Annotated in this window: 21 protein-coding genes; 9 read left to right on the forward strand and 12 right to left on the reverse strand. The window is 69.0% G+C overall.

The features are described 5' to 3' along the window. Positions 1-35 precede the first annotated feature (35 nt). From ACIA6B_RS24170 to ACIA6B_RS24180, 3 genes are all read left to right on the forward strand, one after another. On the forward strand, positions 36-734 hold the full coding sequence (locus ACIA6B_RS24170; protein WP_396776548.1) for a hypothetical protein: 699 nt from the start codon (positions 36-38) through the stop codon (positions 732-734). Positions 735-1,078: 344 nt separating this feature from the next. After that, a complete protein-coding gene (locus ACIA6B_RS24175; RefSeq protein ID WP_396776550.1) occupies positions 1,079-1,600 on the forward strand; it encodes an RICIN domain-containing protein in 522 nt (173 codons plus the stop codon). Between the two features lie 1,283 nt (positions 1,601-2,883). Beyond that, on the forward strand, positions 2,884-3,414 hold the full coding sequence (locus ACIA6B_RS24180; RefSeq protein WP_396776551.1) for an RICIN domain-containing protein: 531 nt from the start codon (positions 2,884-2,886) through the stop codon (positions 3,412-3,414). A gap of 366 nt (positions 3,415-3,780) precedes the next feature. On the opposite strand, the gene ACIA6B_RS24185 is transcribed toward ACIA6B_RS24180, so the two are convergent. From ACIA6B_RS24185 to ACIA6B_RS24195, 3 genes are all read right to left on the reverse strand, one after another. Continuing rightward, positions 3,781-4,206 (reverse strand): DUF6069 family protein, encoded by a 426-nt coding sequence (locus ACIA6B_RS24185; RefSeq protein WP_396776553.1) that lies wholly within the window; start codon positions 4,204-4,206, stop codon positions 3,781-3,783. A 265-nt stretch (positions 4,207-4,471) separates the two neighbouring features. Beyond that, positions 4,472-4,996, reverse strand: coding sequence for an ester cyclase (locus ACIA6B_RS24190; protein WP_396776555.1), 525 nt, complete (start codon positions 4,994-4,996; stop codon positions 4,472-4,474). Between the two features lie 216 nt (positions 4,997-5,212). Then, the gene (locus ACIA6B_RS24195; RefSeq protein WP_396776557.1) at positions 5,213-6,106 is read right to left on the reverse strand and encodes a hypothetical protein; all 894 of its coding nucleotides are present in this window, start codon (positions 6,104-6,106) and stop codon (positions 5,213-5,215) included. Positions 6,107-6,519: 413 nt separating this feature from the next. Between ACIA6B_RS24195 and ACIA6B_RS24200 the strand changes: the two genes are divergently transcribed. Beyond that, a complete protein-coding gene (locus ACIA6B_RS24200; protein ID WP_396776558.1) occupies positions 6,520-8,985 on the forward strand; it encodes a hypothetical protein in 2,466 nt (821 codons plus the stop codon). A 43-nt stretch (positions 8,986-9,028) separates the two neighbouring features. On the opposite strand, the gene ACIA6B_RS24205 is transcribed toward ACIA6B_RS24200, so the two are convergent. The 6 genes from ACIA6B_RS24205 to ACIA6B_RS24230 form a co-directional block, all read right to left on the reverse strand. After that, positions 9,029-9,604 carry an RNA polymerase sigma factor gene (locus ACIA6B_RS24205; protein WP_396776560.1) on the reverse strand — a complete coding sequence of 192 codons (576 nt, stop codon included), beginning with the start codon at positions 9,602-9,604 and terminating at the stop codon, positions 9,029-9,031. A 148-nt stretch (positions 9,605-9,752) separates the two neighbouring features. Continuing rightward, positions 9,753-10,169, reverse strand: a complete 417-nt coding sequence (locus tag ACIA6B_RS24210) for an anti-sigma factor (RefSeq protein ID WP_396776562.1) — start codon at positions 10,167-10,169, stop codon at positions 9,753-9,755. Between the two features lie 457 nt (positions 10,170-10,626). Continuing rightward, positions 10,627-11,277 carry an RICIN domain-containing protein gene (locus ACIA6B_RS24215; protein WP_396776564.1) on the reverse strand — a complete coding sequence of 217 codons (651 nt, stop codon included), beginning with the start codon at positions 11,275-11,277 and terminating at the stop codon, positions 10,627-10,629. Between the two features lie 317 nt (positions 11,278-11,594). Then, positions 11,595-12,917 carry a ferric reductase-like transmembrane domain-containing protein gene (locus ACIA6B_RS24220; protein ID WP_396776565.1) on the reverse strand — a complete coding sequence of 441 codons (1,323 nt, stop codon included), beginning with the start codon at positions 12,915-12,917 and terminating at the stop codon, positions 11,595-11,597. A gap of 46 nt (positions 12,918-12,963) precedes the next feature. Beyond that, positions 12,964-13,503 (reverse strand): hypothetical protein, encoded by a 540-nt coding sequence (locus ACIA6B_RS24225; RefSeq protein WP_396776567.1) that lies wholly within the window; start codon positions 13,501-13,503, stop codon positions 12,964-12,966. A gap of 113 nt (positions 13,504-13,616) precedes the next feature. Then, entirely contained in the window at positions 13,617-14,105 is a 489-nt protein-coding gene (locus tag ACIA6B_RS24230; protein ID WP_396776569.1) for a MarR family winged helix-turn-helix transcriptional regulator, read from the reverse strand. Positions 14,106-14,297: 192 nt separating this feature from the next. Between ACIA6B_RS24230 and ACIA6B_RS24235 the strand changes: the two genes are divergently transcribed. From ACIA6B_RS24235 to ACIA6B_RS24255, 5 genes are all read left to right on the forward strand, one after another. Beyond that, on the forward strand, positions 14,298-14,726 hold the full coding sequence (locus ACIA6B_RS24235; protein ID WP_396776571.1) for a gamma-glutamylcyclotransferase family protein: 429 nt from the start codon (positions 14,298-14,300) through the stop codon (positions 14,724-14,726). A 187-nt stretch (positions 14,727-14,913) separates the two neighbouring features. Continuing rightward, positions 14,914-15,084 (forward strand): hypothetical protein, encoded by a 171-nt coding sequence (locus ACIA6B_RS24240; RefSeq protein WP_396776573.1) that lies wholly within the window; start codon positions 14,914-14,916, stop codon positions 15,082-15,084. 408 nt (positions 15,085-15,492) lie between these two features. Beyond that, a complete protein-coding gene (locus tag ACIA6B_RS24245) occupies positions 15,493-16,125 on the forward strand; it encodes an RNA polymerase sigma factor (RefSeq protein ID WP_396776575.1) in 633 nt (210 codons plus the stop codon). A gap of 206 nt (positions 16,126-16,331) precedes the next feature. Further along, a complete protein-coding gene (locus ACIA6B_RS24250) occupies positions 16,332-19,280 on the forward strand; it encodes a BTAD domain-containing putative transcriptional regulator (protein ID WP_396776577.1) in 2,949 nt (982 codons plus the stop codon). 206 nt (positions 19,281-19,486) lie between these two features. Then, positions 19,487-21,796, forward strand: coding sequence for a hypothetical protein (locus tag ACIA6B_RS24255; protein WP_396776578.1), 2,310 nt, complete (start codon positions 19,487-19,489; stop codon positions 21,794-21,796). Positions 21,797-21,864: 68 nt separating this feature from the next. On the opposite strand, the gene ACIA6B_RS24260 is transcribed toward ACIA6B_RS24255, so the two are convergent. From ACIA6B_RS24260 to ACIA6B_RS24270, 3 genes are all read right to left on the reverse strand, one after another. Further along, complete coding sequence (locus ACIA6B_RS24260) at positions 21,865-22,449, reverse strand: RNA polymerase sigma factor (RefSeq protein WP_396776580.1); 585 nt, start codon at positions 22,447-22,449, stop codon at positions 21,865-21,867. A gap of 169 nt (positions 22,450-22,618) precedes the next feature. Beyond that, entirely contained in the window at positions 22,619-23,161 is a 543-nt protein-coding gene (locus ACIA6B_RS24265; RefSeq protein ID WP_396776582.1) for an ester cyclase, read from the reverse strand. A gap of 34 nt (positions 23,162-23,195) precedes the next feature. Continuing rightward, on the reverse strand, positions 23,196-23,573 hold the full coding sequence (locus ACIA6B_RS24270; protein WP_396776584.1) for a VOC family protein: 378 nt from the start codon (positions 23,571-23,573) through the stop codon (positions 23,196-23,198). Positions 23,574-23,575 lie beyond the last annotated feature (2 nt).

Raw genomic sequence — 23,575 nt, forward strand, 5'->3', positions numbered from 1 at the left:
CACGCCGGAGAGCGCCGTCGGGGAGCGTGGATTTGATGCTTTCCGCCATGCAGTCTTATAAGCGCAAAGTTGTTGCGGGCACTTCAGCCCGTCACCACCCGAGGAAAGAGATGTATCCGCGCAGCATATTCAAGAGAGCGGCAGCCACGATAATGGCAGCATTGTCTCTCGCCCTCATCGGCGGCATTCCGTCCGGTGCGGCAGCACGCGAACAGATGCGACCGGAGATCTGGAGCCCGCCGCCACCGCCCTTACCGAAGGATCTTAAGTGCAAAGAGGAGCCCAAGATCCCGCCGTCAACCGGTCCAATCGACTTTTGGATCGAGTTCTGCCGGGCGAAGATCGGACTACCAGGCGAAAAATTCTATTCCGCATGGGGCGGATTTGGCATTCAGACACGCGATGCAACCAAGCCCGCTGCCGTTTTCGTGGAGAACGCCACGATAACGGCTCACCTTGGCAGCATTTCTCTGGTTGACGACTGTCTCCAGGACAACAAAAAAACCCCAGGCCCTCACTGGATACTGGCTCCACCGAACGAGTGGGACGTTCGTAAGGAGCCATGCGTCTTCTTGATTGATGCGAACTGGGCGAGCGAAGGGCACGGCGGAGCGATGCCCACCACGGATCCGTGGGAATTCGAGTTCGTCGTAACATACAGACGTGGGCTCTTTGGCAATATCGGTATCGGGGCCCTGGAGACCTTGCGCATCAAGATCGGGCCGAACGAATGATCCGCCATCCCGGCAACCGCGGTTTGGTAGACACCCCTGCGCGAGAATGGAACGCGGCTCCCGAAAGTTCGTGTCGCCTGCGGAGGCCGCGCTGACGGTTGCGGCTTACCGAGCCCAGTGAACCAGCGCAGCGCACGTGCTACGCAGCAGCGACGCTGGAGCCATCCCGTTCGACGCGTTCCACCACCTCCAAAAAGTCCAAATTGGCCATGATTGTAAGCCAACGCGGCCTGGCACCGGCGCCACCAGGAGAACCGCCTCGGCCGTCCTTGCGTACTGCTTACCGGAAGGTGACAGCCGAGGCTTTGGCTAAACAGACAAGCCACTCCAGAAAGAAGGATTCCATGCGCTCCTCCCGTAGCGGTGCTGTTGTCGCAGCTACCTCCGCTGCCGTTCTTGGCCTCGCCGGCATTGCTGTTACCGCATCGCCAGCAGCGGCCTTCACCCGTAACGTGGAATTTAAGTCGGTTGAATCCAACTTTGGTCTGATCATGTCCGCGGCCGGAAACTTCAGCGGCGCCCGGGTCGGTGTCGCCGCCGACAACAACGGCTCTACCCAGCGCTGGATCCAGGTGGGCAACGACTCCGTAGCCAACTACATGCTCGCCGCAAGTGAATTCACTCCCGTCGGCCAGTGTCTCGACATCGAGAATGACAGCAAGGCGGTAGACGCCAACATTGTGGTACGGCCCTGCGACGGAACGGCGAGCCAGAAGTGGACCCTGACCCAAGGAAGACTGCTGAACAGGTACAGCGCCCTTTACGTCCAACTTCCCAGCGGCCCGGAATTCAACGTCACCCTCAAGCAGACGACCGTGCCCGAGGCCGATACCCCACTGAGCATCAAGTGGATCAAGTCCGTCTGATTAATCTGCCGGGTTGGTACGTGCGCAAGGCCACGTGAGCACATGCGCATTCTATAAGCGATTGCGGCATCCGGCCGGATGGGCTCGACACGCCCATCCGGCCACTTCCTTGACCAGGAAGACTATGAGTACCACAACGCTGGTGGGACCGGCCGACGATGCCCGGCCTGCTGGCGACCTGCCGCCGCCATCGACCGAGCCGACCTGCCACGCTGGTCTTACCTCTACCGACGAGGAGATCCTTCACCCCGGCGACCGAGCAACTACTTGGGGCACCCCTCAAAATCGCACGTCGGGTCAAAGGGGTGGTCAGCCAAAATGCTGACGGAAGAGCGCGTTGATGGTCCTTCCGTCGTCGAAGCATGACAAACGAACAGCAGCAGGGCCGCAAGGGGGGCCAGCGTGAATACTGCGAGTGTCGTCCAGTGGCGGCGCATCGTGTCTCCTGACTCATGGCGGCAGCATTGACTCGGCTTGCGGACCTCACGCTAGGCGCAACTGCTCCTCATGCGCGTGGTGGAAATTCCCCAACCTGACTGAGCACCTCGGCCAACCTCGACTGGTACGCCGGCCGCCGCGCTACGAACCCGACGCGCCACCGCCCACCACCACGACTACTGGTGGACCAAGGGCGGCCGGCTGTTGGAGTCACCCAAGTCCCGGCTCCGCGCACTGCAACGCTGGCTCCTCGCCGAGGTCCTCGGCCCCATTCCGGTTCACCCCGCCGCGCACGGCTTCGCCCCAGCCGCTCCGCGCGCACGTTCGCCGCCGCCCACGACACTCAGGCGGTCGTGGTCCAGGTCGACCTGCTCGCCTACTTCACCCACATCCCCGCCACTCGCGATCACGGCCTTTTCCGCACCGCCGGCTATCCCGAACCCGTCGCGCACATCCTCACCGGAAGCTGCACCGACCGCACCCGCCCCCAGTCCTCCACCGTGCACCCACCGACCTACCGCACCGGCGGCCCGGCTCACCGCGCTCCGCACCGGTCACCTGCCCCAAGGCGCGCCGCCCCCACCCGCTCTGGCGAATTTGTGGCGCTTACCGGCTCGATCGCCGCCTCACCGGCCGCGCCAGCGTGCCGACGTCATCTCGATAGTGGCGACAGCTACCAGCTCAAGGACCGCGGCCTCGGCCGAGTTCCCGCAGCCACCACCCAAGACCAACGACTGGGTAAGGTCACACACGGGCAAAGGGGTTAAATCCGACGCCCCGGCAGAGTCCGACTCACGCGCCCTACAGGATCGATCCAAAACCGCCCGCCGGTACGTACCAATGGAATGAAACGCTACTTTCGTTGGCTGATCGCAGGGATCGCCACAGCGGCCTCGCTCGCCGGCACCACATCGCCGGCGGCTGCGGAAAGCCATGCCGACCCCGTCTATTACCGATTCCAGCTGGCCAACAGCAATCAACACATGTCCACGTTGAAGCTGCCGGACGACGGCTTCGACGACGTGGGGTTGCGGTCCACGTTCATCACAAATCGGAACTGGAGCTTCCGGGCAGCCCGGACGAGCGCCACCGGTGAGGTGCAGTACCAGCTCGTCGCCTGGCCATACCCGGGGCTGCCGCCGAATCGTTGCCTTGATGTCGACCGGCCGATCAGCGTGGGTGCGGGCCTACGCGAAGCGGATTGTGACCCTCGCGATGTCGGGCAGCTGTGGTATTTCAGCGGCAACCGGATCGTCCACGCCGACAGTCAGCTCGTGGTGGGCGCCCGCAACGGTGTGGTCCTGGATTTCAGCCGCCTGGAGTTGCAGACGGCCGTCGGGGCGCCGTACCAGACCTTCCACATGCTGCCGGCCTAGGTGTGCTGCGCAGGAGGGCTGGTTGAGGTTGTGTGACGACACGACCTGATGGATCTTGAATGACGAGGACCTCCTGTCGTGAAGTGGGGCCGCTGAAGCGGACCACTTCGTGACCAGGAGGTCCTCGTGTCACACCCTGACCCCACGCGCCGGATGCGCTCGGCCGGGCTCGTGGTGGGACGCGACTTGGCGGGGTGAGAGCGCGCGTCAGGGCTACTGTCTGCGGCCTCGCTGCTTCCGGCGGCCACGACGATTGTCCGGTAGGAGGCCGGCGTGTTCGGGCGTGGAGACAAAGGCTGGATGTCACCGATACTTCGTCGCGGATCTCGTCGTGGGGTTGCGGGCCGGGCTGGGCGCGCGGGGCGGTCAGCGCGCTGACACGCCGCGGCCCAGCAGCGTCAGGAGGACCGCGCCGACCGTCAGATGCAGCAGGGCGAGGGTCACCGTGGACGCCGTGGTGGCCCCGGCGGTGAGCGGACCGGCGAGGGACAGCAGTAACAGCACCGAGGCCGCACCGGTCCAGATCGGGCGGGCGTGCCGCACCCGGGACTCGAGCACCGCCAGCAGCGCCCAGCCGAGAACAGATGCGATCAGGCTGGTCGCCGCGACGGCACCAAGTCCGACGGTCCGGGTGCCGCCGTCGTTGTCCCTCACCAGGAGGTCGACACGAAACAGAGCGGTTGCCACCATCCAGACAGCGGCTGCGACGGCGACCGTCGCCGCGACAGCGACCCCTCGGGCGCGGCGGCGGCCGGCGAGGGGGCCGGTGGAGCGGTGTGATGTGGGGGCCATCTCGAAACTCCTGTGTGTGCCTTGCCCCGAGCGAGGAAAGGAGTCCTACTCGGGCGTGGTCAGGGGTGCGATTCTCAGGGGGTGGCTAACAGGGCATCCGTAGCCCCTGACGGCTGCGATGTCTGAGGCCCCCGCACCAGGGAGCCGACCGATCACGCGTGTGGACCGCGTTGATCGACCGGAACGAACCGGCACGGGGGCCTCAGTCGCCACCGTCATCGGCGACGCGCATCCCGTCCTGCCCGGGCTGTCGCCGCCGCTGCGACTACGCCTCAGCGCGCCGCATGCGGCGCCGCGCCAGCAGCATACGAACGATGTAGGGCGGGCTGGGGGGCGTCCATCCGAGCTGTTGCCCCATCCCCAGGTCGTCGCGGTTGGCCCAGTGCTCGGCGACCTTGCCGTCGCGCATCCGGAACCAGTGGGTCTGGGTGACGGCGAAGCGGCGACCCAGGGGTGGGAAAACGACAACAATCTTGCCGTCCGGTCCGTACGACACGAATGGCCCCGTCTGCCGGCCAGACATGGTGGCGTGCACGACGACCAGTTCAGCGTCCTGGACGGCGTCGTGGACCTCCCAGGTCAGCTCCGAGAAGGCGCTGCGCAGCCACCGCGCGGTGGCGTAGAAGGCGGCCGGACCCACTCCCCGCGTGTCCGGCGGCTCGTCCTTGGCCTCACGGTTGACGGCGTCGGCGGTGAAGACCGTCGCCATGTCCGCGAGGTTTCCCGATCCCATCAGGTGCAGCGACCTGATGGCCACCCTCGTGTCGGCGGTGACAGGCGTGATGCTCATGGTTCTCCTCACGTGCAGAACGTGCCGATGTGGCATATCGATAAGCAGTCGACCAGTTTCTCGACCACCCGGGGTCTCGCACCGACCAGCACCCTGCCGCCCTCGTGGCGTTCCCGGCATGACGTGCCGCTCACCAGGCAGTACGGCACCCGCCGGGGTGCCGGTTCTGCCTTGCGGGTGTGATCAGGTCGCCAGCGGTGCGACGGAGCGCCGACCTCAGGCTTTGACCTCGACGAAGAAGCCCGAGTCGACCGCGGCACCGGTCACGCTGTGCGTGCAGGCGACCCTGAAGCCGTAGGAGTTACTTGTCGAACTCGTGGTCGGGTAGGACGCCATCAGGCAGTTGGTCGGGGTCCCCGCCGGCTGGTGCGCGGTGATCTGCACCGAAGCGGCTCCGGTGGAGATGCCAGGGAAGGAGACCGCGTAACGGCCGGTCGACGTGCGGCTGACGCTGGGGACGTTGCCGTCGGGGGTGTGGTATGCGGCGACGTGTCCGTTCACGTACCGTGCCCACCCCAGATAGCCCTGCGGGCCGGTCAGGGGGCGAAAATATCCCTGCAGGTCGAGCAACACGTGGGTGCTGCCGGATTCATTGAAGACGGCGAGCGTCCGGCCGGTGCCGAGCTTCACGGTCGTGGTGGTGGACACTGTCATCCCCTCGGCGAAGCTGAGCGTGGCGGCCGTTGGCTTCTCCTCCCCGGCGGGGTAGAGGAGCAGACTGCTGGCCTTGGAGCTGCCGACGGCGGTCACGGTGACGGTCACCGCGGTGACATCGGTGGTGACGCCGTTGTTGATGGTGAGCAGACGGGTCTCGCCCGGTCCGAGCTTCCCCTCCGGCAGGCTGGTGCCGTTGCGGGTGTCCAGGAGGCGCCGCGGTGAGACGGGTTGGAACCAGCCGGCGCCGGGCGACACCCCGGCAACCGCCACCGCGTCCAGAGCGGCCGGAGCCGGCGAGCCGTCCCTGCCATCCGGCCCGACGTCCCCCAGTGTCACACCACCGACGAACGCGACTCCTGCCAGGACAACTGCCGCCAGTGCGGATAACCGCCGCATTCGACCGACCTCCGGTGCTCGAGATGGCGCACGTCGGTACGGCGCGCGGGCGGGCATCGGTTCTCGAGCACGGATGGACGCCAGGCGAGGTGGTTCCGTCCGACGTAGCTACGCGCGACCGCTGCCGGCTCCCCCTGCCGGGTACGGGGCGGGACCGCACCGAGCTGCCGCCACGCCCCAGTCTGGGCCCCAGGACCGCGTCGTCGCGGCACCGCCGGGTCCACCCCGCGCCGTGAGGTGCCTTCTCCTGGCGGCTGGCATGTCGGCCACTGCTGGTGGTTCCACCCACGGTGGCCGGGAAAGGAGGGCTTTCACCGATGCGCCGGCCCCGGCAGCGGCCCAAGGATGCCAGCTGAGGTTCACCGCCAGTGAGCAGAGCGAGGGCGACGTGTCGTCCTTCCGAGCCACCGCAGCCGTACCGGCGTGGCGGCGGCACAACCACACAGATCGAGGGCCTTCTGGAGGTCGCTGTGCCCACCGCTGAGGAACTGCTGCAGACCTTTGACGAGATCATCTCAGACGGCGTACGTCGGGGAATGCTGCACCGGATCGCGGAGGACGACCGCCTGGACGGCCGCACCGTGACTCTGGGCGGACACCGTCTGGTCAACTTCGGGTCCTGCAGCTACCTGGGCCTGGAGACCCATCCCATGCTGAGGGCGGCGGTGGCGGAGGCGGTGGACCGCTACGGGACCCAGTTCTCGTCGTCGCGGGCGTACCTGTCAGCGCCGGCGTACGAGGCCGCGGAGCAAACCCTCGGCGAGTTGTTCGGCCGCCCCACCGTCATCACCCCCAGCACGACAATGGGCCACCTCGCCACGATGCCCACGCTTGTGGCCTCGTCGGATCTGCTCGTGCTGGACCATCAGGTCCACCACAGCGTCCAGGTCGCCGCCAAGCTCGCCCAGGCCCAGGGCACCCGCGTCGAACTGATCCCGCACAACGACCTGCGGGCGCTGCTCCGCCTGCTCGAGCAGTCGCGCCACACTCACCAGCGGGTGTGGTACGCCGCGGACGGCCTCTACAGCATGTTCGCCGATTTCGCTCCCATCGACGAGCTCAACGAACTCGTGACCGAGCACGAGCGGCTCTGGCTCTACATCGACGATGCCCACTCCTTTTCCTGGACGGGGCGGTTCGGGCGGGGTTTCGCCCTCGACACGCTCACCCCTGCCGCAGCCAGTCGTGCGGTGGTGGCAGGGTCGTTGAACAAGTCCTTCGCCGCCGCCGGGGGCGCCGTGACGTTCCCCGACGCCGAGAGCCGCCGCCGCGTCTTCACCGTCGGTGGACCGTTGATCTTCTCGGGACCGGTGCAGCCGCCCATGCTGGGTGCCATCCTCGCCTCGGCCCGCCTGCACCTCAGCCCGGAGATCGTCGATCGGCAGCATCGCCTGCGCCACCTCATCCGGCTGTTCAACCTCATGGCGGCCGAGCATCTCCTGCCACTGATCAGCACGAGTGAGGCGCCCATCCGCTTCATCGGCGCCGGCGTCCCCCGGATCGCCTACGCACTCACCCGACAGCTCCGCGACGCCGGCTTCTTCGTCGACACCGCCACCTTTCCAGCCGTCCCGGCGAAACGTTCCGGCGCGCGCCTCACCATCACCGCTCATCACACGGACGACGACGTCAGGCAGGTCGTCGGCGCGTTGGCCGAGGCACTGCCCCGGACCCTCGACCGGGAGGGAAGCAGCCCACAGGTTCTGCAGCGCAGCTTCGCCCGGCAACTGGCCGGACGACGGACGCTGGAGGACACCCCAGCCGCCCCCGACCCGATGGACCGGGCGGTGCCGCCCCTGCGGCTCGAGTACCACCGCACCATCAGCACGATCGAGCGCCGCGAGTGGGACGCGATGTTCGGCGATCGCGGCTCCTTCGAATGGCGGGGTCTTCACGCGCTGGAGGAGGTCTTCGCCAGGGTGGACAATCCCCCCGAGCATCGGTGGGAGTTCCACTACTGGTTGGTCCGCGACCACCGTCACTCACCTCCCGTCGCGGCCACCTTCTTCACCCACGCGCTGTGGAAGGACGACATGCTCGCCCCGGCGTACGTCTCGGCGGAGGTGGAGTCGCGCCGGCGTGACGACCCGTACGCGCTGACCTCTCCGGTGCTGGCGATGGGGAGCCTGTTGACCGAGGGGGAGCACCTGTACCTCAACCGGGACGCGGACTGGCGTGCCGCCCTCCAGTTGATCCTCGGCGCCGCCCGAGCCGTGGAGGAGGACCGCAGCGCCACCGCCGTGGTGCTGCGGGACCTGCCCGACGGTGACCCCGCGCTGCACGACTTCCTCATCGGTGAGGGCTTCGCCCGCGTCCCGATCGCTGACTCCTGGACTCGCCCGATCACGTTCTCCGACGACCACGGGTTTCTCGCCGAGCTGAGCAAGAAGGCCCGCTACCACCAGCGGAGTAGGGTGCTCTCCGCCGAGAGCAGCTTCCGCGTCACGACCTACGCGGGCGGCAGTCCCGTCGCGGACCAGTTGGGCGCGGCAGATCGTGACCAGCTCTATGAGCTGTACCGCAACGTGCACGCCCGCAAGCTGGAACTCAACGTCTTCCCACTCCCCCGCCACATCATCGACACCGTGCTGCGCCACGGCGGCTGGGAGTTGCTGACCCTCCACGTTCACGGTCACCACGCGCCCGTCGCGTTCGCCGCCCAGCACGTCGGCTCCGACCACATCCAACCGGTGTTCATCGGGCTGGACTACCGCTTCGTCGCCAGCCACGACACCTACCAGCAACTGCTGTGGCAGGCCGTCCGCTCGGCGCAGCGCCACGGCACCGGCCACGTCCTGTTCGGGATGAGCGCCGACCTGCACAAGGCCCGCTTCGGCGCCCGCCGGCACCGCCGCTGGGTCTACATCCAGGCCACGGAACTCTTCCACGCCGACGCCCTCGCCCAGCTCAACGCCGAACTCGGCCTACGTGGCTAGGGCCGCCTGTGTGCCGACGCGGGGAGCGCGCGGAGGCTTCCGTTCACACCCGCCCGCCGGAGGTCTCCCGGAGGTGCGCCAGCCGCACGGCGAGATTGCGCTGAGCCCGGTACGTGCGACTCTTCACCGTACCGAGGGGGATGCCGAGGGCATCCGCGACCTCGCTCTGAGTCATCTGCTGGTAGTAGGCCAACTGAAGCACGAGGCGCTCATCGGCGGGCAGCTGGTCCAGCGCCTCCCGTACCTGCCAGACCTGCCACATGGTGTCGATCGACGGACCCTCCGTCGCGATCTCACCCTCCACCGACCATGAGTCGTCGACCGAGACGTCATGGGACGTGCGGCGCTGCCGACGGTGTACATCGACGGCAGCCCGACGGGTGATGGCGTACAGCCAGGGGCGCAGCTCACGCGACGGATCGAAGCGATCAGCCGCGCGCCACGCCTGCACGAATGCCTGCTGGACGGCCTCGGCCGCCAGGTCCCGGTTGCCCAGGAGATTGAGCGCGGTGGCGAACATGGCGCCGGAGTAGCAGCGGTACATCTCTGCCAGCGCCGTCTCCTCACCGTTGTGGAACCGCTGCGCCAGAGAAGGGGTTTCGTCGTGTGTCGCGCGCATCTCGTACTCCGTGTCGACCTCGGGCCGTCGGCGTCGTCCCCGGGGTGAGGGTCTGCTGTCCTGGCCAGCGTTCATCAGGGCGCTTTCGCGCCGCTTTCACCGCGCCCCGTCGGCTCGGGCGCGGCGGCACGGGCTCGCCGCGACCGCGTCATCGCAGCGTCGTGGGGACTTCGCCCGCGAGCAGGACCTTGCCCGACGAGGCGGGCCCACCACCCTCCTGCTGGGCGGTGACCGTGATCTTGGTGTATCGGTCCAGGCCGACGCCCGACCAGAGCACCACCTCGTTGGATCCGCCGCGGAGATGGAAGGTCCCGATCGCCACTGAGCCGCCCGGACCGACCACCCATGCCTGGTAGAAAGTCCCCTTCGGGGCGGGCGGCAGACCGCTGGTGTCCATGGTGATCTCCACCCCTGAGGGGGTGTCGCGGACCGCCACGTCTGCCGCCGCGCCCGGGGCCCGCTCGGTCGCGGTGAGTCGCATCGTGCCGGCGGGATCGGACCCGCCGGCGGCGGCGGCCAGGCCGACCGCGCCGGCGACGGCGGTGACGGACGCTGCGGCCAGCACCAGACCTGTCCGGCGCGGCAGCCCACTCGACAGCAGTGCGAGCAGGCTCCCACCCAGCCGCCGCCTACGGCCCGCTGCCGACGTTCGGTCGGGTCGACTCGGAGTCGCCCTCACGACGCCGGCGTCGGGTCGCACGGCTGTGGCCGCACGCATGACGCGACGCTCAAGCTCGGTCGGCACCATGGCCCACACGGCTTCGGCGCCCAGCACCGCCTCGACGTCCCCGCCTGGCCGCCACGGCCCGTCGAGGTCGGGTACCGGTCGCAGGGGCCGGGATTTCCCACGCTCACCCACGGTCATGTCCTCGCAATCAGTGCAGGCCGACGAATCGGCGGTGTCCGGGTACAGGGGATTCGCGGTGTCGGTGCTGCGCCGGCCAGGGCAGCCGCGGCTGGTAGCCGGCTGCCCTGGCCCACGTCGCGGGTGCGCCGGGACGATGGTGACGGCGCGGGAATCCTCATGCGCCGCCGATACCCAGGGCCTTCGGGCGAGGGGCGAAGATCTGCGCGTTGTTGCGGGCCTGGAGCCTCGCGCGCTCCTCCGCGCTCACCCCGACCGGGATTCGTCCCACGAAGCCCTGCTGGACGACCGTGCCATTGGGCTGGACCTCCAGGTTGAGGCCGCTGCGCACGTTCTGCACGACCGGGAACTGCAGGTCACCCACGAAGACGAACACCTGGCTGGGGGTGCCGTCGCAGAGGCGCAGTTCGACCGATGCACCCGCCTGCGCCGAATCGCCGGCGATGTCCATGCAGAGGGGGCGCACACCGGCCTTGCCCAGGGTGGGCTGGAAGATGAAGCTCACGGCACCGCGGATGACGTTGCCGTTCTGGTCGAACTTCCTGCTGTTGTCGTTGGCCCAGACCTGCGACTCCGGGGTGTCCTGCGCCTTGCCGATACGTGGCTGCGAAACGACCCGCGCCCCCGACCTGCCGCTGGTGGGGGCCAGCAGATTGTCGGTCTTGACCGGCTGGATCACCCGGTCCCTGGTCGGCGGGATGTCACCGGCCGCGGCGCTCGCCGAACCGGCGAAACCGGACAGCACACCTCCGGCGACGGCAGTCGCGCCGAGAACGGTGACGAGGCGGCGTGCAATGCTGATCGGCATCTGATCCTGCTTTCCTGTTCGGTGTTTGTTTCGCTCATCAATACGTTGCGGTGCCGGCGATCGGTTTTCGCGCGGTGGGTTCGGCCGCGGTTTGCCGCGAAAAACAATTCCTGGGCAATGTGCCTGTGCTGGCAGCGAGCAGCACCATGGCCGGTCAACGGCGGCGAGTTGCACGAACGCGACGCCGGTTCGGCAGCCCGTGCCACGCCGAGCGGCGGGCCTGGGTCGACACGCGTACGCACCGCTCCACCCGGCCTGGAGACGATCGAGGCGGCTCACTGGCCGGAGGCCGCAGGGAGCGCCTCGACGCGTGCGGGTCAGCCGAGCCCGAACCGCTCCCAGTGCACCTGTGACCGGGGAACCGCCAGGTCGCGCAGCGCGCGCACCACCGCCGACGTCATGGCGGGCGGCCCGCACACGAAGACGTCGCGTCCGGCGATGTCGGGCACCAGGCTGCCGAGGGTCACCGCGCTGAACCTGGGAACCGATGGGCCGGCGAGGACGTGCAGGACCGCCCCTCGAGAGCGGGCGACGCTGCCGACCTCGTCGAGCAGGCTAGCCTCGCCCGCCGAGCGAACCCGGTAGAGCAGGACGACCGACCCTTCCAACTCCTCCAGCAGCGCCAGAATGGGCGTGATCCCGATACCACCGGCGACCAGCAGCGTGTCCCGGCGCACCTTCGCCGCCGCTGTGAAGGCGCCGTAGGGGCCCTCGACGAACACCCGGCTACCGGTGGACAGGTTCCGCAGGCCGGCACTCGTGGCGCCGACGGCCCTCGCTGTCAGGCGCAGGTACCGGCCGTTGGGCGCGAGCGAGAAGGAGAACGGATTCGCGGTCCACCACTGCTGGTGGTCGGGAAAGCGCCAGACCGCGAACTGGCCGGCCCGTGCCGGGTACCGGTCGAGTCGCCGCCCGGTGACGTACACCGACACGGCCTCGCCGGACTCCGGCACGACGGCCGCGACCCGGAAGCGGTGGTACGCGTTGCGCCAGAGAGGCAGCACCACCCGCCCGGCCAGCAGGGACCCGCCGACCGCGATCCACATCGTCCACCAGTACGCCCGTGCGCCCGGCGTGGTCATCGTCGTCGTCTCCAGCGCCTGGTGCATCAGTCCCAGCAGGAGAGCGGCGTACAGCAGCAGGTGCAGACCGTGCCATACCTCATACGGCAGCCGCCGCCGCACCCGACGCAGCGACGTGACCGCCACCGCGGTGATCAGGGTCCCGGCGAGGATGCCGAGAAGCGACGCGGGCACGCCCGCCAGCGCGCCGAACGTCTGCCACGCGGCGGTGCCGCCCAGGGTGGCGAAGCCTTCGACGACCAGTACCGCGTGCGTGATCACGGCCCACAGCAGCCCGAAACCGCTCCACCGGTGCCAGTGGGTGAGCCGGTCCATGCCGATGCGTCGGTCCAGCCAGGGCAACCGCGCCACGAGTACGAGCTGCAGCATGGTGAGCAGGGCGGCGTTCACCCCCGCCAGATTGGCGAGCGTGAGCAGAGCGTTCGGCGCGGGCGCGGCGGTCAGGACCAGCAGGTTCCCGATCGCCAGGTTGATCGCGAGGCCGGCACACAGCGCGGCCCGCGCACCCGCCGTCGAATGCGTGCCGGCCCTGGGCCCGGCTTCTCTGATCGTCGTCATGGTGACTCCACTCCGCGACACCGACGGCCTCCTGGTCGCGCCGCGGCTACTTCTTGATCACCGGCTTTCCGTCCGGGCGGATCACCGACCAGTTGCCGCCGACACCCTCGCCGATGGTGTCGTCGGCGGTGCGGTCGTTCTTGAACAGGTAGAGCGGCCATCCGGCGAGGGTGACCTGGGTGAAGCCGTCCTCCCGCTTGACCGTGCCCACGAGCTTCGGGTCGACACCGGAGAGTTCGATCTTCGTCCCGTTGGTCAGCAGCGGCGGCCAGATGATCAGACAGTCGGCCGCGCAGTTCACCTTCGACGGGTCGTTGTCGTCCCCTTCGAAGCGGTAGACGATTCGATCCTTGAAGCGCACGACGTCGGCCCGGCTGCCGGCGACGACGGCCTCGCCGGCGGTCAGGGTGATCTGCTCAGGCTGGGGGGTCGGCACCTGCTGCGGGGCCGGGGCGCTGGGGCCACCGTCGGTGGGCGCTGCGGAGACCGAGGGCTGGGGAGCGGCGGCGTCTCGATCGGTGGAGTCACAGGCGGCTGAACCGGCCATGGTGGCAGCCATGAGCAGGACCAGCAGACGCTTCTTCATTCGTACGCTCCTCAGGGGTTCGACCTACCGGTTCGGTAGCTCTACGCGCTTGTGGGGCCGCCTGGTTCTCGCGCACCCGGGCGGCACGATCCGGCGGCCCCCGGGTCGCGCGATCAGTCCGGCGGATCCGCGATCCATCCGGGCGCCGGAACCATGAGGATGCGCTGGGCGTGCTTCTGCGAGGCGGTCGCGTGATGCGGGTAGGCGGCACGCACCGCCTCCAGACCCACGTCGGTCAGGCGGACTAGCACGCCGCGCCCGTCGTCCGAACTCGGCTCGCGATCGACCAGGCCGCGGCCCTGCAGGGAGTCCACGAGATACGTGACGCGGCTCGGGTTGACCTGTAGTTCGCGGGCGAGCGCCTTGAGGCGCATCCGGCGATCGGCGGCGATCGCCAGCAGCGTGAGCACGTAGTAGTCGCTCAGGCTCAGTCCGCAGGCGCGCCGTAGGCCGCGTTCGAAGTCGAGGAGACTGCGCTGCACGGTGTTCAGATACCCGCACCACTCGACCTGCCCTGCCGGCCACGCCGTGCTGCGGGGGCTCGTGCCCTCATCCGACCGCGCGTCGACCACAGCACAACACTCGGCATCGTTGGCGACCATGCATCCCTCTCCAGGAATCATCTTCGTGCGCGGGAAGAGCGCTGGCGGCGCGGCGCACTCCGCGCGCTACCGGCCGTACGTGTCGACCGTGGCCGTTGGTTCCTGCCCGCTGAACCGCATCCCGGCTTCGCGGCGTATTCCTGCTGGTGTTGGAACACGCGGCCGTGACGGCCGTCCGAGAGGGGCTTCACGATGAGCGATGGCAGCGAGCCGACGGTCGACGTTTTCTTCTATGGCCTCTACATGGATCCGGCGGCCCTGCGTAGCCGCGGCGTTGAGCCGCGGTCGCCGCGCCCCGGCGTGGCCGACGGCTTCAGCCTGCACATCGGCAGGCTCGCCACGCTTGTGCCCGACCCCGACGGCCGCGCATTCGGTATCGCCTACGCGCTCACCCATGACGAGATCGACATCCTGTATGCCCGCGCGGGTCTGACCATGTACCGGATGATGCCGCTGCTCGTTCAGACCGTTCGTGGCACGGTTCCCTCGCTGTGCGCGGTGCTGCTCGACCCGGCCGAGGCCGGGCCGCACGACGCGTCCTACGCGGCGTCGCTGCGGCAGGTGATGACGCGCTTCTCGATGCCGGCCGAGGCGCTCTCCACGGTGAAGGCGGCTGGTTGAGTCCCGCGCCAAGGGCTCGCAGTGGCCGCGCGGCCGTGGTTCCTCGGGCCGGCGCGGTGGATGCTCGTCAGACACCCCATCGGTCGGGGGCCGCTCCGGACACCGCCGGCGGCGCGGCAGGGGGTGTCGCTACCGCGTCCGGCCCGTAGGCTGGAGCAGCAGGGAGAGCCGCAGACGTGGAGGACCGATGGTCGAGTCGGAGGGCGCGCCGGCGGATGGTCGGTGGTCGCCGCGGAGCATCGAGGCTGTCCTTCGGGACCCGGCGGTATGGGCGATGCCCCCCGCGGACCTGGAGGAGCGGGTACGGTCCGCGCTGGCCGCCGAGCGGGCCGAGGCGCCGGACGACGAAGGGCGCTGAGGCCCTGCCCCGCGCGCAGGCGAGGGGTCCGGCCTACCTGAAATGAAACCCCGCGACGGGAACCGCCACCGCTGGTAGGTGCGTACTGCTCGTCGGGAACGCCTGGGGGTGCGTTGCCAGGGGCTGCCGCCACCGGCGCGAGACTCGGTGGCGGCACCCCGTGCCCGAGTCTCCCCGAAGTGCCGCCCGCGCCCGACGGACGAGGACTGCCGGAGCGTGCGGGACGCCTCGACGCGGCTCGCCGGTGGCACAGGCGTGCGCTCCGACCCCGACGGCCCGTCGCCATTGAGATACCGCCCGAGGCGCCGGGCGACGGGCATCTCCACCCGACCAACTCGTCGGCACGGTGAAAGTGCCATGAAAGCAGGGGGAGCAATGCTGGGGCTTCCGGTAACTACGACTCGGGCGGTGCTGGGGACCCATGCCGGCGCCGAGAATGAGATGTCTCCCACTTCTGCTGCCGGCCCCAGCCTCGAAGAGCGATTCCGCGCTGGCGAGGAACTGGCCCTGGTCGAGATCTATCGCCAGTACTCGGGGCCGATGTTCGCTGCCGCGTACAGCGTGCTCGGGAACCGGGATCTCGCCGCCGACGCGGTGCAACAGGCATTCCTGCAGGCCTGGCGGGCCGCTCCTGTGTTCGACGCGAGCCGCAGCATTGCCCCGTGGTTGGTCGCGATCGCTCGCCGGGCGGCGATCGACATCTACCGGCGCGATCGAGTGAGTCGCTCGGTCGTCCCGTTGGACGAGGGCATGGCCAACCTGCGGGAACTCTCGGTGGAGAGTTTGTCACTCGATCGCGTCTGGCAGGTCTGGCAGATTCGGGCGGCGCTGGAGAAGCTGCACCCGAACGAGCGGCAGGTCCTGCAGTTGGCCTACTTCGAGGACCTCACCCAGACCGAGATAGCCGCCACCCTGGGCGTCGCCCTGGGGACGGTGAAAAGTCGGACCTTCCGCGCCCAGCGCCGCCTCGCCGAGCTGCTGGCTCATCTGCATCCGGACGAAGCCGGCTCCCGCGGCACCGCTCTCGACGTCGCGGGATAGCGGCACCGCCGGGTCGACGCGGCGGCTGGATCACCCTGCCCGGGTCCGACGTGGCACCGACCCGCGCCGCGCCGCCGTGCGAATAGCAGCGCTCGGCGTACCCGGCAGGTCCGGACGGCGAGAGCGCCCGACCATGGAGAGGCGTATCCTGGCCCGGCAGGCACCCTGCAACTTGTCCTTTAAATGCCGGTTGGGTAATTCGTCCGATGGTCGTCTTCCACGTGTTGGGCACCCTCCGGGTCCACGACGGAGCCGGCGCCGAAATTCCTCTCCCCGGGCCTCGGCAACGGGCGCTGCTCGCCCGGCTGCTGCTGGAGGCCAACGTCACGGTCTCCGCAGACGCCCTCGTCGCCGGCGTATGGTCCGATCAGCGGCTACCCAAGGACAGCCGGTCGGCACTGCACGTGCAGATCTCCCGTCTCCGACAAGCACTCGAGGGATCGGGCGCGGATCTGATCACGACCGCACACGGTTACCGACTGGAACTCGACGAACGGGAGATCGACGCTGCCCTCTTCGAAGCGACCCTCGCGGAGGGTCGGGCACTGGCCACGGCCCACCCGCAGGACGCTCTCGCCGCGTACGGTCGAGCGCTCGGGCTCTGGCGGGGCGAGGCGTGGAGCGAGTTCGCCGACAGCCTGGCGCGGGCAGAGGCGACCCGGCTTGAGCATCTACGCGAATCGGCGCGAGAGGAACACGCCGAACTCCTGAATGCGGTGGGCGACCACTCCGGGGCGCTCGCTGCCGCAGGCTTCCTGATCGACCTGAACCCGCTGCGCGAGCGACCCTACGCCGTCGCCATGCGCGCCCTCGCCGGCAGCGGGCGGTCCGGCGAGGCGCTGGCGTTGTACAGCAGGTTGCGGGAGGAACTGGCCACGGAGCTGGGGACTGAGCCGTCCCGGGATCTTCAGGACCTCCACCTGAGAATCCTGCGCCAGGAGGAGGGTGTCGCACCAGCCTCAACCTCGACGATCGGGGTGATGGCCGGTGTGCCCGTCGAGGGCGGTTCCTTCGTCGGGCGCGCGCCCGAGATGCGGCGCGTCTCCGACGCTCTCTCCGCCGGTCGTCTGGTTACCCTGACCGGCCCGGGTGGTGTGGGGAAGACGCGCCTCGCGGAGGAGTTCGCACACGCGAGGGGCACACCCGGACAAGCGGTGTGGGTAGACCTGACGTCGCTGCGAGATTCGAAACTCGTGCCCAAGGCGTTCCTTGACGCGATCGGAGTGCCGGACCGGCCGGGGTCAGAGACGCTGGAGACTGTCGCCACCGCCCTGCACCACCTCGACATCCTGCTCGTGGTGGACAACTGCGAGCACGTCATCGACGAGGCCGCCGCGGCTGTGCACACGATCCTGAGCACGACCACCCGGACGAAAGTGCTCGCCACCAGCAGGCAGCGCTTGGCACTCGTGGGAGAGGTCGTCGTCGCGCTCCCTCCGCTCACCGTGCCCGAGGATGTCGACGATCCGCTCTTCGAGGCGACCCCACCGGCCGCGGTCCAACTTCTGCTCGACCGGGCGCGGGATGCGGGGTACCCGTTGAGCCTGGCTGATCCGTTGACACGGCAGCTGGTGCGCTCGATCTCTCACCGCCTCGACGGCCTGCCCCTGGCGATCGAGCTGGCCGCGGCGCAGATAGCGAACCTGGGGCTGACCGCGGTCGCCGAGGCCGGAAACCTGCTCGACCTCGCGGCGGGGCGACGGTCGGTGAGGACGAGTCATCGGAGCCTGCGGGCGGCCCTGTCGTGGTCGTACGAGCGGCTCAGCCCCACCGAGAGGACCCTGCTCACCAGGCTGACGGTATTCCCGGGCTCGTTCTCGGTCGGCTGGGCCGCCGCGATCTGTTCCGGCGGACCCGTCACGGCGGAGGAGGTGCCCCTGGCGCTCTCCACGCTCACCGAGAAGTCGTTGGTGGCCCGACGTGGTACAGCCGAGGCCAACCGAGAGCACGTCCTGCTCCGAACCGTCCGCCACTTCAGTGAGGAGAAATGGGCTTCGGCGGACGAGGCGGACCGGGTGCGACGCAAGCACGCCGAGTTCGTCGTCGACTGGGCGGAGCAGTGCGCCGAGATCGCGAACAGGTGGGGAAGGCCGGAACCCCCGACGTCGTTCGCCGGCGCCAGCGACCTCCGCGCCGCCCACGAATGGACCAGGCACAACGACCTGGCGCTGTCGGTGCGCCTCGTCGCCGCGCTCTGCTGGTACGCGGACGTGCGCGCCGACCGTGAGGTCTTCCGGTGGGCCGAGCAGCTGAGCGGATCCCCCGGCGCCGAGGAGCACCCGCTCTTCCCGGTCGTCCTGGCGATGGCCTCCAGCAGCGCGGCAGCCGTGGGGGATCTGAGAACTGCTTCCCGCCTCGGGGAGGACAGCGTCTCCCGGGCGGATCGGGAACACCCGCTGACCCCGTACTGCTACTACCGACACTCCACAAGCGCGATGATGTCGGGTGACACCCGCGCGGCGGCGATCAGCGCCGCGATCGGCTGGAGGGTTTCCCGATCCGCGACGGCGCCGTTGGGTGAGGTGGTGAACTCGGGATGCCTTGCCGTGGCCTACGCTCAGCTCGGCGACCAACGCACCAGCGCCCGATGGCGGATTCGCAGCGCGCGCCGCGCGGCGTCGCTCGGAGTGATGGCCCAGGCGGCGGCCGAACTCTTCGCCGGAGAGAGCCTCATCCGCACCGACGCGGACCAGGCGCTGAAACACCTGCGGCACTGCTGTGCACTGGCCTTGGCCGCCGGCCTCCCCTTCCTCCTGTCGGCGGCGCTGACCGGCGTCGTCACGGTCGAAGGCCGTCGCCAGGACAGCCCCGAGGCACTCTCCGCCTACCAGGACGCCTTGACGCATTGGCAGAAACTGGGCGACCAAGGCGGGATGTGGTTGGTGCTGCGCAACCTCATCCCGATCCTGAGCCGCAACGGACTGGACGAGGCGGCGCTCTCGTTGCACGAGGCAGTCTCTACGTCGTTCCGGTCACCCCCGCAGGGCGAGGAACGACAGCTCTTGCAGACGGCGACGACGATGTCGCGCGCCGTGGTGGGCGAGCACATCTCGACGATCCGGCTCCGATGGTCGGGGGCCTCGGCGGCGGACGCGGCCGAGCTCGCCCTGTCGAGTATCGACCAGATCCTCTCGTCGCGGGCGGCTCGACCGTAGCCGCCGCTGGCTCCCTCCGCTGCGGGTGCCCCTGCGGGTAGCCCAGCCGTCCACCAGGAACCGTATCGCGGCCGGCGCAGCGGGCAGGGGTTCCAAGCTTGCGGGAACCAACAGGGTTGAGAGAGGTCGCGGCGGGTAGGCGGGGCGGCAGCGTGGTTGTCGGGCCGCGACGTCAGGCTCGGGTCCGTAGAGTTGTCGGGGGCTTGATGTCCGTTCCGCCGGAAGCGCCGTCTGAAGTGGTGGAGCTACGTGTCCACGGCGTGGCGGGTGCCCGAGCGGATCACATTCTGAACTGTCCCACCGTGCGGCAGGTGGCAGGGGACAGCGCCGGGGGTTTCTACCGACCGTATTGCCGGGACGATGACAGCCGCCGGTCCGACGGCGTGACGTTGGAGGCGTACCGCTGGGGCGATCTTCCGTCCGGAACCGCGATGCGGACGGTGTCACTGGTGTTCCTTCTGCCGTTCATGCTCTGCAACGCGGCCATCTGGATGCGGCCGGTGACTCCCGGCTCCGGGGCGGGAGTGCGGGCGATGTGCCGTCTGCTCGGGCTCGGCCTCACAGCGCTCTACTCACTCTCCGTCGTCGGCGTGGCGCTGGATCTGATCGCGTGGAAGTGCTTGGCCTCTCCACGCTGTCTCGCGGGACGTGCCTGGCTGTCCTGGCTCGGCGGCCGGCCGCCCGGCCTGCGCCTGGCGGTCTGCGCTCTTGTTCCTGTCACCGCCATCGCCTTGGTCTGGTTTCTCGCCTCTCGTCCGGGTCGGTCGTATGTGATGTTTCAAACCGCGTCGTCGGTGGACGCGGTTCCCAGGCCGCGCCTCGCCGCCGTGGGCCAGTGGGACTCCGGGCCCATGTTGGGCAGGCTCCGCGCGATCCACGTGGCAGCGGCGTTCGCGACCATGGACGTCAGCCTGCTGGCTGCTCGTGGTGCTGCCGGCGGCGCCTCGCGGTCCACAGCGGTGCTGGCGATCGCTGCGGGCTGCCTGTTGGTTGCCTGTTCAGCCCTGCTGTGTGCCCATCCGGTGATCGATCGCCCAGCGCCCGGCCAGCGGTCCGACCGAGTGATCCGTACGCTGCCGGCGGTGAGCTGCGGGTTGACGCTGCTCGTCTTCGGGCATGTTCTCCTCAGCCCGGAACCCTGGGCCAGGACCACCGGGCTGCCCGGTTACGGCCCCTGCGTGGCGTCGGTTCTGATCACCCAGACGTCGCTTCTCATCGTGCTCGGGCTGGCAGCCGTGTGGCGTCGGCGCGCCCACAAGGGCCGGCACGCGCCGCTACGCGGACTGGGCGCTCCGGTGATCGCTTCGGTGGCGGTCGGCTTGGCGGTGGCCTTCTCCGCCGACCTGGTCTACCGGGTCGCGGATCTGCTGGACCGCGGTGCCTCAGCCGCGGAGCGTATGGCCACCGGGCCGCCGCTGATCTACACGTGGGCGATCTTCGGCTTCCTCCTTGCCGTAGTCGCTGCCCTGGTCGTGGCGGGCCTGATGAGCCTGACAAGTCGTAGGAAACGGTCGCGGGCCGCCGCCGCGATCGTGGCGCGTGATTTCCCGTGCGCGCCGTCGGCAGCCGCTCATCGCCTGCGTCAGGTGCGCAGGGCCATCGCTCGTGCCCAGTTCACCGAACGGCTGGAGCCCCTCGTCGTGGCGTACGCGGTCCTGTTCGGTTTGGGGATGACCACCAGCGTCTTCGGTCTGCTGCGGCTGTCACCTGGTGAGGCGATCAGTCGGTACACCACCATCCCCGCGGAGCTGGTGGACTTCATGATTGAGCTGGGGAGTTTCCTCACGGCGGCGATCCTCGTAGGGCTCGCGGTCGGGGGAATCTTCGCCTACCGCACCGCCGAGTTCCGCCGCTTCGTCGGCGTGATCTGGGATCTCGGCATGTTCTGGCCGCGCGCTGCCCATCCCTTCGCGCCGCCCTGCTACGCCGAACGAGCGGTGCCCGAATTGACGCGTAGAATCTCATATCTGGTGAAGAGTGGGAACCATGTACTCCTCGCCGGGCACAGTCAGGGCTCGGTGCTGCTCGCCACCACCGTTCTCCAACTGCCGGCCGAGATCGCGCGGCGAGTTGCCCTCCTCACCTACGGGTCACCACTGCGGCGGTTGTATGCGCACCTTTTCCCCGCGTACGTCAACGAGGCGGTGCTGCAGGAGGTGGCCCAGCGGGTCGAGTGGAGATGGGTGAACCTCTGGAGTGACACGGACCAGATCGGCAGTTGGATCTTCTCGCCCCACCGCAACGGTGAGCCGCCCGCGGCTTCCGGGCCGGCCGGAGCCGTTGACCGGCGACTCCTTGACCCTGCCGACGTGCTCGTGCCCGCTGACGACACGGTTCCGCCGCCGATCTACGGACACTGGCTCAAGGAATCGGACGGGCAGTTCACCGCAGCGGCGCGGGAGTTGGCGCAGCGACTCCGCGAAGAGACAGCGGAGGTCGGCGGTGAGCGTGGGAGGCAAGAACGCCCCGGCGGCCCCTGGATCCGGGTAGCGGGAACCGAGCAGTCGTCAACGTGAGCCGGGACGCGTCACTGTCGTGATGCGCTGCCTCAACCCGGATGGTGGGGAGGTCGTCCAGCTTCGGCTCAAGCCACCGGGGTGTCGGGCAGGTGCGAAAGAAGTGCGGCGGCGAGGTTGCGCTGGGCGCGGGAGGTGCGACTCTTCACCATGTCCAGGGGGATGCCGAGGGCGTCCGCGATCTCACCCTGGGTCATGCCCTGGTGGTGGGCGAGCTGTAGGACCAGCCGCTCGTCGGCGTCCAGCCGATCCAGCGCCTCCCGGACCTGCCACACCCGCCCCATGGTCTCCGTTGAGGGCTCCTCGGTGGCAACCCGGCTTCCCATCGTCCGCGACTCATCGGGGGCGGCATGCATGGGCATGCGCCGACTGCGCCGGTGCACATCGTCGACCGCGCGGCGGGTGAGGGTGTACAACCACTGCCCCAGGTCGCGGGTCGCATCGATACGACCGGCCGAGCGCCACGCCTGAACAAATGCCTGTTGCACAGCTTCCGCCGCCAGCTCTCGATCGCCCAGCAGACTGAGGGCGGTGGCGAACATGGACCCCGCGTGGTGGCGGTAGAGTTCCGTCAACGCCGTCTCGTCGCCGGCCCGGAACCGCTGCGCCGTCGGGGCTGTGTAGTCGTGGGTCGCTCGCATCTCATTCTCCATGCCGACATCTGTTGGCACCCCTCGATCGAGGAATCGCACTGCTGGTCACCCAACAGGCGTTCGGTAGGTCGCCATCCGATACCCGCCGCGAAGGGGGATCGGCACGCCACGGACGACGGCCGACCGAGATCCCACCGCCGCAATGGGTCGCGCGGCGCGCCTGTGGTGATCAGGAGGTGGTGATCATGTGCGTGACGGCGGCGTTGCGCCGCTCACGGCGCCGGGCCAACAACATGCGGACAATGTAGGACGGGCTCGGCGGCGTCCATCCGAGTTGCTGACCCATGCCGAGGTCGTCACGGTTGGCCCAGTGCTCGGCCACCATGCCGTCACGCATGCGGGACCAGTGCGTCTGGGTCACTGCGAAACGACGCCCCAGAGGCGGGAAAACGACTGCGACCGAGCCGTCCGGCGCGTACGAGACGAACGGCCCCGTCTGCCGGCCGGACATCGTGGCGTGCACGACGACCAGGTCACCGTCCTGGACCGCGTCATGAACCTCCCACGTCAGATCGGAGAACGCGCGACGCAACCACAGCGCCGTGGCGTAGAAGGCACCCGGCCCGAGCCCACGTGTGTCCGGCGGCTCGTCCTTGGCCTCACGATTGACCGCATCTGCGGTGAAGACGGTCTTCATGTCCTCGAGGTTCCCCGAACCCATCAGGTGCAGGGATCTGATGGCGGTCCTCGTGTCGGCGGTGACGGACTTCATGTGCGTGACTCCCCAAGCAGCAGATGCTCAAAACTCAGTCGGCGTACAGCCGGATCTCGGTCCCGTCGGGGTCGTGCAGGCCGACCAGGACGGCGCCGCCCTGGTGCCCGGTGACCACGCCACCGTGCGGCTCGCCGAGGCGGTCCAGCTCGACCGCCCAGCGGCGAACATCGGCACGAGTCGGCACGAGAAGCGCCAGGGCGTCGAACCCGGCGAGGGCGCGTGCCCGCGCCGGATCGTGCCGCAGCGCGATCTGCACCGGAGAGCCCTCGCGCCGCAGCGCCACACCCATGAGCTCCGCGTCTTCGACGAACTCGATGACCGTCTCGAAGCCGAGCACCCGTCCGTACCAGTCGCGGCTTCGCTTCACGTCGCCCACGGGGAGCTTGACGTGATGGATACCGCTGATCACGG

Source organism: Micromonospora sp. NPDC051141, assembly GCF_044455765.1.
In the GTDB taxonomy this organism is placed as follows: Bacteria; Actinomycetota; Actinomycetes; order Mycobacteriales; family Micromonosporaceae; genus Micromonospora.